The sequence below is a fragment of the Pannonibacter sp. XCT-53 genome (assembly GCF_009915765.1).
GTDB classification, from domain to species: Bacteria; Pseudomonadota; Alphaproteobacteria; order Rhizobiales; family Stappiaceae; genus Pannonibacter; species Pannonibacter tanglangensis.
This window is the reverse complement of sequence record NZ_JAABLQ010000001.1, coordinates 1,564,851-1,577,355: the sequence shown is the minus strand read 5'-3', so window position 1 is coordinate 1,577,355 and position 12,505 is coordinate 1,564,851. Positions and strand designations below refer to the sequence as shown.

11 protein-coding genes are annotated in these 12,505 nt (G+C 67.0%); 5 read left to right on the top strand and 6 right to left on the bottom strand.

Annotated features, from left to right (window positions below; genetic code table 11):
* The first annotated feature begins 105 nt into the window (after positions 1-105).
* The 3 genes from GWI72_RS20300 to GWI72_RS07085 all read left to right on the top strand — a co-directional run bounded on the left by GWI72_RS20300 (position 106) and on the right by GWI72_RS07085 (position 4,486).
* On the top strand, positions 106-813 hold the full coding sequence (locus GWI72_RS20300; protein WP_280116297.1) for a PopZ family protein: 708 nt from the start codon (positions 106-108) through the stop codon (positions 811-813).
* 153 nt (positions 814-966) lie between these two features.
* The gene (locus tag GWI72_RS07090) at positions 967-3,798 is read left to right on the top strand and encodes a valine--tRNA ligase (RefSeq protein ID WP_161708218.1); all 2,832 of its coding nucleotides are present in this window, start codon (positions 967-969) and stop codon (positions 3,796-3,798) included.
* Between the two features lie 130 nt (positions 3,799-3,928).
* Positions 3,929-4,486: a DUF2155 domain-containing protein gene (locus tag GWI72_RS07085; RefSeq protein WP_161673259.1), complete on the top strand. Its 558-nt coding sequence runs from the start codon at positions 3,929-3,931 to the stop codon at positions 4,484-4,486.
* Between the two features lie 267 nt (positions 4,487-4,753).
* On the opposite strand, the gene aat is transcribed toward GWI72_RS07085, so the two are convergent.
* From aat to GWI72_RS07055, 6 genes are all read right to left on the bottom strand, one after another.
* Complete coding sequence (gene aat / locus GWI72_RS07080; protein ID WP_161708217.1) at positions 4,754-5,452, bottom strand: leucyl/phenylalanyl-tRNA--protein transferase; 699 nt, start codon at positions 5,450-5,452, stop codon at positions 4,754-4,756.
* Between the two features lie 27 nt (positions 5,453-5,479).
* The gene (gene accC / locus GWI72_RS07075; protein WP_161673255.1) at positions 5,480-6,826 is read right to left on the bottom strand and encodes an acetyl-CoA carboxylase biotin carboxylase subunit; all 1,347 of its coding nucleotides are present in this window, start codon (positions 6,824-6,826) and stop codon (positions 5,480-5,482) included.
* Positions 6,827-6,837: 11 nt separating this feature from the next.
* Complete coding sequence (accB, locus tag GWI72_RS07070; protein ID WP_161708216.1) at positions 6,838-7,314, bottom strand: acetyl-CoA carboxylase biotin carboxyl carrier protein; 477 nt, start codon at positions 7,312-7,314, stop codon at positions 6,838-6,840.
* 24 nt (positions 7,315-7,338) lie between these two features.
* Positions 7,339-7,779, bottom strand: a complete 441-nt coding sequence (gene aroQ, locus GWI72_RS07065; RefSeq protein WP_161673251.1) for a type II 3-dehydroquinate dehydratase — start codon at positions 7,777-7,779, stop codon at positions 7,339-7,341.
* A 104-nt stretch (positions 7,780-7,883) separates the two neighbouring features.
* Entirely contained in the window at positions 7,884-8,636 is a 753-nt protein-coding gene (locus GWI72_RS07060; RefSeq protein ID WP_161673249.1) for a DsbA family protein, read from the bottom strand.
* A 47-nt stretch (positions 8,637-8,683) separates the two neighbouring features.
* Positions 8,684-10,105: a M48 family metalloprotease gene (locus GWI72_RS07055; protein ID WP_161708215.1), complete on the bottom strand. Its 1,422-nt coding sequence runs from the start codon at positions 10,103-10,105 to the stop codon at positions 8,684-8,686.
* 315 nt (positions 10,106-10,420) lie between these two features.
* Here GWI72_RS07055 and GWI72_RS07050 point away from each other — a divergent pair, with 315 nt between their 5' ends.
* Both GWI72_RS07050 and GWI72_RS07045 read left to right on the top strand, forming a co-directional pair.
* Positions 10,421-11,536, top strand: a complete 1,116-nt coding sequence (locus GWI72_RS07050; protein WP_161709118.1) for a pyridoxal phosphate-dependent aminotransferase — start codon at positions 10,421-10,423, stop codon at positions 11,534-11,536.
* A 77-nt stretch (positions 11,537-11,613) separates the two neighbouring features.
* Positions 11,614-12,426 (top strand): hypothetical protein, encoded by an 813-nt coding sequence (locus GWI72_RS07045; protein ID WP_161708214.1) that lies wholly within the window; start codon positions 11,614-11,616, stop codon positions 12,424-12,426.
* Positions 12,427-12,505: the final 79 nt, after the last annotated feature.

Sequence of the window (12,505 nt, the reverse complement as noted above, 5' to 3'; positions counted from 1 at the left end):
GCCCCATAATCGGCTTAACCGAATCGTAACAGTCCATGTCGGTGCGTATCTGATTCAGTGCTGGGGGAACTCATGTCGAAGGCGAGTCAGGCCCAAGAACCCTCGATGGAAGAAATTCTGGCGTCCATTCGCCGCATTATCTCCGACGAGGAAGCTCCGGCCGCGAAGAAGGCTGCCCCTGAGCCTGTAGAGGAAGAGATCGACGATGCTTTCGAGGCCGCCGAGGCCGAGGAAGACGTGTCCATGTCGCAGGACGACCTGGACAAGCTGTTCGACATGGGCGGCGACGATCTCGACGAATCTCCCGACGACGTGGCCTTTGCCGAGGCCGCCGAGGAAGAGGAGGACGTTCTCGAACTGACCGAGGACTTCGCCGTCGAGGAAGACGAGGGCGACGAGGCCTTCGACATGGTCGACGGCATGGCCGAGACTGTCGATGACGACAGCGGCGATGTTGCCTTCGCGATGGACGACGAGCCGGAGCCGGAGCCCGCTCCGGTGGTTGCCGCCAAGCCGGTTGCCAAGGCCGAGCCGGTGCGCAAGCCCGTTGTCGAGACCCGGCCGGTCGACATGGATCGGCTCGACGATCTGGACGAGGCCGCCCCGCTCACCTCGGAGGGCACCGGCGCTGCCGTCCATGCCGCCTTCGAGAACCTGTCGACGACCATCCTGTCGGCGAATGCCCGCACGCTGGAAGACCTGGTCACCGACATGCTCCGGCCGATGCTGAAGAACTGGCTGGACCAGAACCTGCCCGTCCTGGTCGAGCAGCTCGTCCGCCAGGAAATCGAACGGGTGACCCGCCGTCGCTGACGGGGATGCCATCCAGCGCCTGAAACGCCGCCCCGGCCGGGCGGCGTTTGTGTTTCTGCCACAGCTTCCGCCATTCCTTGTGCTCGCGTGTTGACTTGGCTCCGGCCATCCGATTTACACGGGGACAAACCTTACAACGCTTCGAGAGCCTCCATGCTGGACAAGACCTACGACGCCGCGAGCGTCGAGCCGCGTATCACCGAGATGTGGGAAAAGGCCGATGCCTCGCGCGCCGGGGCAGGCGCTGCCGAAGGCGCGCCGTCCTACACCATCGTGATCCCGCCGCCGAATGTCACCGGCTCGCTGCATATGGGCCACGCGCTCAACAACACGCTGCAGGACATCCTCGTCCGCTTCGAGCGCATGCGCGGCAAGGACGTGCTGTGGCAGCCGGGCATGGACCACGCGGGCATCGCCACGCAGATGGTCGTCGAGCGCCAGCTGGCCGAACGCAAGGAGCCGTCGCGCCGCGAGATGGGGCGTGCGGCCTTCCTCGACCGGGTCTGGACCTGGAAGGGCGAGTCCGGTGGCATGATCTTCAACCAGCTGAAGCGCCTTGGCGCGTCCTGCGACTGGAGCCGCGAGCGCTTCACCATGGACGAGGGCCTGTCCGCCGCCGTCCTGGAAGTGTTCGTCTCGCTCTACAAGGACGGCCTCATCTACAAGGACAAGCGGCTCGTCAACTGGGACCCGAAGCTGCTGACCGCGATTTCGGACCTGGAAGTCGTGCAGCAGGACGTCAAGGGCAACCTCTGGCACTTCCGCTATCCGCTGGAGGGCGGGGCGACCTATCAGGCGCCGATTGCCTTTGATGACGAGGGCAACCCGACCGAGTTCGAGACGCGCGACTATATCGTCGTCGCCACCACGCGTCCGGAGACGATGCTGGGTGACACGGCCGTTGCCGTGAACCCGGAAGACCCGCGCTACAAGGACCTGATCGGCAAGCATGTCATCCTGCCGCTCGTCGGCCGGCGCATCCCGATCGTCGGCGACGACTACGCCGACCCGACCGCCGGCTCCGGCGCGGTGAAGATCACCCCGGCGCATGACTTCAACGACTTCGAGGTCGGCAAGCGCCACGATCTGCCGATGATCTCGATCCTCGACCGCGAGGCCGCAGTTGTCCTTAGGGACAATCCGGAGTTCCTCGAGGGCGTTCCCGCCTCGGCGATGCTGGACGAGACGATGGCCGCTTTCCACGGCAAGGACCGGTTTGTCGTCCGCAAGGCGCTGGTCGCCCGCATGGAAGAGCTGGGCCTTCTCGACCGCGTCGACGATCACCCGCACATGGTGCCGCATGGCGACCGCGGCGGCGTGCCGATCGAGCCGATGCTCACCGACCAGTGGTATGTCGATGCCGCAACGCTCGCCAAGCCGGCGATTGCCTCCGTCCGCGAGGGCCGTACCAGGTTCGTTCCCTCGAACTGGGACAAGACCTATTACGAGTGGATGGAAAACATCCAGCCCTGGTGCGTCTCGCGCCAGCTGTGGTGGGGACACCAGATCCCGGCCTGGTACGGCCCGGACGGCAAGGTCTTTGTCGAGAAGTCCGAAGCCGAGGCGCTTGCCGCCGCAAGCGCCTTCTACGGCAAGCCCGTCGAGGTGACAGACACCGAAGCGGCCATCGCCTCCTGGGAGGCCGGGGCAGGGGACAAGGTCCTTCTGCACCGCGACGAGGACGTCCTCGACACCTGGTTCTCCTCCGCGCTGTGGCCCTTCTCCACGCTCGGCTGGCCGGACAAGACACCGGAGCTCGCCCGCTACTTCCCGACGTCGGTCCTCATCACCGGCTTCGACATCATCTTCTTCTGGGTCGCCCGCATGATGATGATGTCGCTGCATTTCATGAAGACCGAGCCGTTCGAGACTGTCTACATCCATGCCCTCGTCCGCGACGAGAAGGGGCAGAAGATGTCGAAGTCGAAGGGCAACGTCATTGATCCGCTGAAACTGATCGACGAGTTCGGCGCCGATGCTTTGCGCTTCACGCTGGCGGCCATGGCGGCGCAGGGCCGCGACATCAAGCTGGCGACGAGCCGGGTCGGCGGCTATCGCAACTTCGCCACCAAGCTCTGGAACGCCGCCCGCTTTGCCGAGATGAACGGCTGCAGGCGTGTCGCCGGTTTCGACCCGGCCCGCGCGACGCGGACGCTCAACCGCTGGATCGCGACGGAAGTCGGCCGCTGCGCCGAGGATGTCACGGCGGCACTGGAAGGCTACCGCTTCAACGATGCGGCCAATGCCGTCTACCGCTTCGTCTGGAACACCTACTGCGACTGGTTCCTGGAACTGGCCAAGCCGGTGTTCAACGGCGATGACGAGGCCGCCAAGGCCGAGACGCGCGCCACCGCTGCCTGGGCGCTGGACGAGATCCTGAAGATCCTCCACCCCTTCATGCCCTTCCTCACCGAAGAGCTGTGGGAGCGTCTCGGCGAGGAGACCGGCAAGCCCGATCAGCTCCTGATGCTGACCCGCTGGCCCGCGCCGGCCCTCGTGGACACGGCAGCTGCCGACGAGATCAACTGGCTGGTCAACCTCATCACCGAGATCCGCTCGGTGCGGTCGGAAATGAACGTTCCGGCCGGTGCGCAGATCCCGGTCGTGGTTGTCGGGGCCAATGCGACAACGCAGGCGCGGCTCGCCACGCACGAGGCCGCGATCCTGCGGCTGGCCCGTGCCGAGACGCTCGGCCAGGCGCAGGATCTGCCGAAGGGGGCTGCACAGATCATCTATGGCGAGGCCACGGTCTGCCTGCCGCTCGCCGGCGTGATCGACCTTGCGGCCGAACAGGCACGCCTGTCGAAGGAACTTGGCAAGATCGCCGAGGAGATGGGCCGCATCGAGAAGAAGCTCTCCAATCCGGCCTTCATCGAGAAGGCCAGGGAAGAGGTTGTCGAAGGCGAGCGCGAGAAGCTGGCCGAGCTGAGCGAGCGCAAGGCGCAGACCGAGCTGGCCCTGAGCCGTCTCGCCCAGATCGGATGAGTTTCCCCGACACGCCGGCCGGGCTTGCAGGTGCCAGCCCGGCCGGCAAGGGGCCGGCCTTTTCGGGGCCGCAATCGGGTGCTACACGCGCCTCTGGTTTCGTGGCGAAGTCTGACTGCCGAAGGATGTCATGCGGCTTTCCAACAGTATGAAGCGGATTGGTCTCGGCCTGGCGGCGCTGGGGGGGCTTGGCCTGTCCCCGGCACTTGCCGAGAAGATCGAGAACCCGGTCGCGGTGTTTTCCGGTCTCGACAAGATCACCGGACGCATCACCAGCTTTGACGTCTACATCGGCGAGACGGTGCAGTTCGGTGCGCTGCAGGTGACCCCGCGCGTCTGCAACACCCGTCCGCAGACCGAAAACCCGCAGACGACCTCTTTCGTCCAGGTGGACGAGATCACGCTCAACAACGAGGTCCGCCGCATCTACTCCGGCTGGATGTTTGCCGCGAGCCCCGGCCTGCACGCCGTCGAGCATCCCGTCTATGACGTGTGGCTGACCGATTGCCGCCAGACCTCGACGGTTCCGCCGCCGGAGGGCTACTCGGGTCCGCCGGTGCAGGTGGTCCAGGAGGGCGCCGACACGCTCGGGGCGGACACGGCGGCCCCGTCGACGCCGGAGGCCGCGCAGGCCCCGCTTGATGGCGCGGCCGTTCCGGTGCCCCGGGCCAAGCCGCCGCTGTTCTGAGCAGGGGGGCTGCGCATCTAGCCGCTGGTGCGCCCCTGTCGTCATCCGGTGTCGTCTTCCGGTGTCGTCATCCGGGTCCAGCGCAGCGCCAACCCGCGACCGCAGCGCCCTGGTGTCGATATGCCGCTGAATTGATACCTGAAAGACCGGGGCGCTCCGCTCCCGGATCTCCGCCGCTTTCTCGCCTGGGGTGATTTCGGGACGGGCAAGCAGTGCGATCAGCATCGCTGGCTTTCGCCCCTCATCCCATCCGGGTTGGCGCCTCGATCAGGTCGTGCCCGGAGCCGCGGCGCGGCGCTCCAGGATGTCCATGACCATCGCCCCGGATACCGCAGGGGGGAGGGTGTGGAAGTTTGCTTCCTGTGTCATCGCCGTTGCCAGCCGCACCGCATAGATGTCCTTCGGGATCTCGATGGTGCCGAAGCGGGCGAGGTGCTCGGTGGTGAACTGGGTGTCGAGCAGGCTGTAACCGCCGGCCTTCAGCCGGGCGACGAGATGCGTCAGGCAGATCTTCGAGGCGTCGCGGGCGCGCGCGAACATGCTCTCGCCGAAGAAGGCGCCGCCAAGGCTGAGGCCATAGAGCCCGCCGACCAGCACGCCCTCATGCCATGCCTCGACGGAGTGGCAGTAGCCCATGTCGAACAGGGCGGAATAGAGGCGGCGGATCTCGCTGTTGATCCAGGTGTTGCTCCGTCCGGGGGCCGGCGCGGCACAGCCGTCGATCACGCCCTGGAAGTCGCTGTCGATGCGGATCTCGTAGACATCCGAGCGCACCGTCCGCGCCAGGCGGCGCGGCACATGAAACGTCTCGAGCGGCAGGATGCCCCGCCGCTCGGGTTCGACCCAGAACAGATCCGGGTCATCGGCGGATTCCGCCATCGGAAAGATCCCGCAGGCATAGGCGCGCAGCACCAGATGCGGGGTGATTTCCGGCAGCGATCCGTTGTCGTTCCGTCGTTTTGCCATGACCGGTTCCGGGGCAGCCGCCCCCGCTCAGGCCTTGTTCTCCGCCAGATACTTCTCCAGCCAGTGGATGTCGTACTGGCCGTTGGCGATGTCCTGGTTGTCGACCAGCTCGCGGAAGAGCGGGATCGTCGACTGGACACCATCCACCACGAATTCGTCCAGGCAGCGGCGCAGGCGCATCATGCATTCGACGCGGTTGCGCCCGTGCACGATCAGCTTGCCGATCAGGCTGTCATAGTAGGGCGGGATCCGGTAGCCCTGATAGACACCGGAATCGACCCGCACGCCCAGACCGCCGGGCGGGTGGTAGTAGGTGATCGTGCCCGGCGACGGCGCGAAGGTGCGCGGGTTCTCCGCGTTGATGCGGCATTCGATGGCATGGCCCTCGAACAGCACGTCCTCCTGGCGCAGGCCCAGGGTGCCGCCGGCGGCGATGCGGATCTGCTCGTTGACGAGGTCGATGCCGGTGATCATCTCCGTCACCGGATGCTCCACCTGCAGGCGGGTGTTCATCTCGATGAAGTAGAACTTGCCGTCCTCGTAGAGGAACTCGACCGTGCCCACGCCGCGATACTTCAGCTTGCGCATCGCATCGGCGACGATCTCGCCGATTTCCGAGCGCTGGCTTGCGTTCAGGGACGGGGACGGGGCCTCTTCGAGCACCTTCTGGTGCCGGCGCTGCAGCGAGCAGTCGCGTTCGCCCAGATGGATCGCGTTGCCCTGGCCGTCGCCCAGCACCTGGATCTCGATGTGGCGCGGCTTGGCGAGATACTTCTCCATGTAGAGCGCATCGTCACCGAAGGCGGCCTTGGCCTCGGACCGCGCCGTGGCAAGCGCGTTGTCGAGATCTGCCTCGGTGAGGGCGACCTTCATGCCGCGTCCGCCGCCACCGGCCGCCGCCTTGACCAGCACCGGATAGCCGATCTCGCGGGCGATGGCATGGGCATCGTCCTTCGGACCGACCGCGCCGTCGGAACCCGGAACGACCGGGATGCCGAGCCGCTTGGCGGTCTGCTTGGCCTCGATCTTGTCGCCCATGATGCGGATGTGTTCCGACGTGGGGCCGATGAAGGTGATGTTGTGCGCCTCAAGGATCTCGGCGAAACGGGCGTTTTCCGAGAGGAAGCCGTAGCCCGGATGCACCGCATCCGCCCCCGTGATCTCGCAGGCCGCGAGCAGGGAGGGGATGTTGAGGTAGCTGTCGCGCGCCGGCGCCGGGCCGATGCACACGCTTTCGTCGGCCAGGCGCACATGCATTGCATCGGCATCGGCCGTGGAATGCACCGCCACCGTCGAGATGCCGAGCTCCTTGCAGGCCCTGAGGACCCGGAGGGCGATCTCGCCGCGGTTGGCGATCAGGATCTTGGAGAACATGAGGGCGCCCCTTACTCGATGATGAAGAGCGGCTCGCCGTATTCGACCGGCTGCGCATCCTTCACGAGGACCTGCTTCAGCACGCCACTGCGCGGAGCCGGGATCTGGTTCATGGTCTTCATGGCTTCGACGATCAGCACCGTCTGGCCTTCATTCACGCGCTCGCCGACCTCGACGAAGGGGCGCGCACCCGGCTCCGGCGACAGGTAGGCGGTGCCGACCATGGGCGAGGGGACCGTGCCCGGATGCTTGGCCGGATCGGCGACCTCTACCACGGCGGCGGCTGCGACGGGCGCAGCCATCGGCTGCGGCGCGGCGACCGGCGCGGCATAGGTCGGGACCGAGGCCTCGATGCGCAGCTGGCGGGCGACGCGGATGCGGAAGTCCTTCTGCTCCAGTTCGATTTCCGACAGGTTCGTCTCGTCCAGCAGAAGGGCGAGCTCACGGATGAGGTTTTTATCGAAGCCGTTGTTGTTGTCTTTGGTCATCACGGAGTTCTTTCGATTCCGGCGTCAGGCGCCGAGCTTGTTGGCCAGGGCCTCGATCGCCAGGTCATAGCCCTTGGCGCCAAAGCCGCAGATCACGCCCACAGCGACCGGCGACACATAGGAATGGTGCCGGAAGGCTTCGCGGGCGAAGACGTTGGACAGGTGCACCTCCACCGTCGGGACGGCCGCCGTGCGGATCGCATCATGCAGGGCCACCGAAGTATGGGTGTAGGCCGCCGGATTGATGATGAGGCCGCGCGCGACGTCGCCTGCCTCCTGGATCCAGTCGACCAGGGTGCCTTCGTGGTTGGACTGCCGGAAGACGATGTCGAAACCAAGGCGCGCGCCGGTGGCGCGACACTGGGCTTCAATGTCCGCAAGTGTCGTGCGGCCATAGGTCTCCGGCTCGCGCGTGCCGAGCCGATTGAGATTGGGGCCGTTCAGGATGAACAGGGTTGCGGGCATTCCGTCTCCAAGACCGCGAAGTCCGCCCTCTTATAGGGACTTGCCGTGTTCAGGAAAAGCCCAAACGGGGGCAGGGCGGGCCATGCCCCCAGGGATTCGAGCCTTCAGCAGCTCGACTGGCCGCACTTGCGGACGGCGGCGATGGTTTCCTTCAGCGTGTCATAGCCGACCGCACCGGGAATGACGTCCTTGCCGATGACATAGGCGGGCGTCCCCGTCAGGCCGAGCTGGTTGGCAAGGCCGTAGACCTCCTCCAGCGTGGCCATGACCTCACCCGAGGCCATGGCCTTTTCCAGGTCCTGCTGGGTGACGCCGGCGGCCTTGGCCATCTCGACGGCAACGGCCATGTCGGCCTTGCCGCGGTTGCCGAGCAGGGCCGCATGGAAATCGGCATATTTCTCGGGGGCGGCAATGTTCACCGCGATCGCCACCTGCGCGGCCTCGATGGAGGGCTGGCCGAGCACGGGGAACTCCTTCAGCACCACGCGGAGGTTCTTGTCCTCCTCGATCAGCCTTTCCATGTCCGACAGGGCCCGCTTGCAGTAGCCGCAATTGTAGTCGAAGAACTCGACCAGCGTGACGTCGCCCTTCGGATTGCCGAGCACGACCTGCCGGGTCGAATTGAACAGAAGGCTGGAATTGTCCGACACCAGCTTGGCCGCGGCCGCTTCCGCGGCGGCCTTCTCGCGCCGGTCCAGCTCGATCAGCGCGTCCCGCACCACCTCGGGATTGGCAAGGAGATACTCCTTCACGATCGCCTCGATCGCCGCCTTGTCGGGCGTCTGGGCCGCCAGCGGGGCGGCCAGCAGGGGCAGGAACATCAGGGCGCCGGCGACGGCGGCAATCAGGCGTTTCATGGAGCACTCCCGGCGGACCCTTGCCGGTCCGGTGGTTGAAGGCGGACTCAGCGTCCGAACTGGGGTGGTTTATACGCCACAATATCATCCGCTTGCAGCCACGCGGGTGAACCACGCTTCAGATTCTTTTGCGCCCGCGCCGCATAGCGGCGCGCGCCCTCGACGTCGCCCGAGGTCATCAGTCCCTGGGCCGTCGCAAGGTCGGCCTCCGCCTGCTTGCCCTGCCGTCCCAGTGCGATGGCGAGCTGGCTGTAGGCGATGCCCGAGTTGGGGTCGCGCTGGATGCCGGCCTTCAGCACCCGCTCGGCCTCCGGCAGCAGCGCCTTGTCGTTGGAGCCGACCAGCGCGTAGCCCAGCCAGATGTGGAACTGGCCCTCGTTCGGCCGCAGCGCCAGTGCCCGCTGGAACGAGGGGATGGCCTCGCGCGGACTGCCCGATTCCAGCAGCGCCTGGCCGCGCAGCTCGTGGAAATAGGGGTTGTTCGGCTGCTGCCGGATCAGGGCGTCGATCTCCTTCAGCGCTCCCTTGCCGCGCGACTGCATCGCCGCGATCGCCCGTGCATACTGCGCCGGCAGACTGGTGTCGGAGGCCGGGAACTCGCGCGCCACCACATTGGGGTGGCTGGCGAAGGCGATCAGCTTTGCCCGCACCAGATCGTGCCGCGCCTGCAGCGCCGGCGGGGCGGGCGTGTCGAAGAAGCGGCTCTTGCGCGCGCCTTCCTCAAGCGCGGCATAGCGTTCGCGGGCCATCGGATGGCTCATCGCGTAAGGGTCCGCGTAGCGGGCCGACACGAGCTGCTGGTCGGCAAAGCGCTCGAAGGTCTTGAGCATGCCGCGAGCCGACTGGCCGGTCAGCTCCAGGTAGCGCAGGGCCGCCTTGTCGGCCGCCGCTTCCTCGCCCCGCTGGTAGGCCAGCAGCGAGCGCTGGCCGATGCTGCCGGCGCTGAGCGCCATGGCCGCGCCGCCGCCGTCGAGGCCGCCCGCCCCCTGGGAGGCTCCGGCCACCACCGCACCGGCACCGAGCACCGTGCCGATGACGGCCATGATCTGGGCATTGGCGACCGCCTCGCGCAGGCGCACCAGATGCCGGCCGGCGATGTGTCCGGCCTCATGCGCGATGACGCCGATCACCTCGCCGGGGGTCTCTGCCCCCATGATGACGCCGATGTTGATGAACATGCGCCGGGCATCCGGCACGAAGGCGTTGAAGTCGGTGTCGTTGACGAGAATGATCTCGACCTGTCCCTGCGCGATGCCGGCCACCTGGAAGATCGGCTTGGCGTAGTCGCGCAGGAGCTCTTCCGTCTCGGCATCCCGCACCAGCGGGATCTTGCGCCCCTGGGCCTCGGCGCGGCTGCCGAGCGTGGGCAGGACAAGCGCCGTGGCAAGGACAAGCGCGGCGGCCTGGCGCAGCAGCGATGCGGCACGGCGGGCGCGGGCGAGGGGCAGGGACGCTGGTGTTGCGGTCACGGGAAGGACATCCTCCAGAACGGACAACCGGTCGGCCGGCTTGGATCAGGGCACCTGGGCCAGAGGGTAGGGAGCCTCCCGCGACAAATCAACCGCGCGCCCCCCGACGCAGGCACCATCGGACCTCCAGTCAACCGTTCGAATGGGGCGACAGGACGGCAACAATCGGCTACAGCATCGCGGCCCGCCGCAACACCAGGCCGCGGGCGCCGGTGGGGCATCCTGCCGGTCTCCGGTTCTTCCGAGGAAACAGCTCCCGTGACCAGACACCCGCTCGCTCCCTCCCGCCGCAGTGCCGTCGATCCCTTTCTTGCCATGGACATTCTTGCCGCCGCCCGCCGCCTCGAGGCAGAAGGGCGCAGCATCATCCACATGGAGGTGGGGCAGCCGGGGGCACCGGCACCGCGACCGGTTCTGGAGGCTGCCCGCGCCGCACTCGCCGGCGGCCGGCTCGGCTACACCGAGGCAGCCGGCATCCTGCCGCTGCGCCGCCGCATCGCCCGCCACTACCACGACACCTATGGCGTCGACGTTCCCGAGAACCGGGTGATGGTCACGACGGGCTCGTCGGCCGGCTTCAACCTGGCCTTCCTCGCCGCCTTCGATCCGGGCGACCGGATCGTGCTGACCGCTCCGGGCTATCCGGCCTATCGCAACATCATCCGCGCGCTTGGTCTCGTGCCCGTGGAGATCGAGGTCGGTCCCGAAACGCGCTGGAGCCTGACGCCGGAGCTGATCGAGGCGGCAGCGGCCAATGGCCCGGTCAAGGGGGTTCTCGTGGCAAGCCCGGCCAACCCGACCGGCACCATGATGACGCCGGAGGCGCTCGCGGAGCTGGTGCGCTACTGCGACGAGGCCGGCATCTGGTTCCTTTCGGACGAGATCTATCACGGGCTGGTCTATGAGGGGGTGCAGGCAACTGCCCTGTCGACCTCGCAGAACGCCCTGATCATCAACAGCTTCTCGAAATACTACTGCATGACCGGCTGGCGGATCGGCTGGATGGTCCTGCCCGAGGCGCTAATGCGCCCGGCCGAGCGGATTGCCCAGTCCCTCTACATCTCCCCGCCGGAGCTGTCGCAGATCGCGGCGGCGGCCGCCTTTGACGCGCGGGTCGAGCTCGAGGCCGTCAAGGCCGGCTACGCCGCCAACCGCGCCCTCCTGCTGGAGCGGCTGCCGGCCATCGGCTTCGACCGTCTGCTGCCGGTGGACGGCGCCTTCTACATCTATGCGGACGTGCGCGGGATCTGCGAGGATTCGCTCGCCTTCACCCGCGCCATGCTGACGGAGGCCGGCGTTGCGGCCACGCCGGGGGCCGACTTCGACCCCTACAACGGGGCGCGGTTCCTGCGCTTCTCCTTTGCGGGCAGTCATTCCGACATGGCCGAGGCGCTCGACCGGCTGACGGCCTGGAGACAGAAGCGCGGCTGAGCCGCTCGGGGCGTCGCCGTCACGTCTGCGCAGGCGCATGCGTCCCTCCCGGTGTCCTCAACCACCGGGAGCCACCCATGCCTGCCCTGCGTACCCGCCTGAAGGTCAGCCTGACCGCCGCACTCCTTGCCCTGGCCCAGATGTCGGCAGCCCTTGCCGACGGGGCCGTCGTCATGACCTCGGCCATCTGCGACAACCCGCGCGATGCCATCGACACGCTCTGGGTATCCAGCCGGTTCGGGGCCAACGACGTCTTCTACATGCGCGCCGACACCAACCAGGTGGTGGCCATGAGCGCGGCCGTCGCCTTCGACGCGCGGCAGGACATTTTTGTCGTTTCCCATGGCAACGAGGATGACATCGGTCCTTTCGCCAAGGCGCAGTTCGCGGCCAACCTGTTTGCCGCGCACCCCTCGCTGCCGGCCAGGGTCTATTTCGACAGCTGCAACGCGGCCAGCGGCGTCCAGACGGTTCTCGCCGAAACCAACCAGCTCTATGGCAACCAGATCCCCGCCCTTTATGGCCCGCAAGGCCCCTGCCAGCTGGTCGGCAACGGCAACCCGGACGTGGCGAGTGCCGAGAACCGCTATGATGCGGGGCTTCAGCCGGGCAACCAGTTTGCCGCCGTGGCGGACAACATCATGACGGTCTGGACGACGCAGCCCTATGCCGCCAGCGGAATGACCTGGCAGGCGGCCTGCGAGACCTACGCCAACGCGGCCGACATGCCGAACCTCGATGCCTTCCGTCTCGCCGTTCAGCACACGTTTCTCAACGCCCCGGTCTATCCCATTGGCGAGAGCCACAACTATGGCCTTCTGATCCAGTGGAACACCGGCGGGCAGGCGTTCTTCCAGTGCGGGCTTGCGAACGCGGTGGCCTGTCCCTGAGCGGGCGGGCAGGGCGCCCGGTCGCCCCGCAAGCCGCCCGGTCCACACTCCCGAAAGACGAAAGGCCTCCGGGTGGATA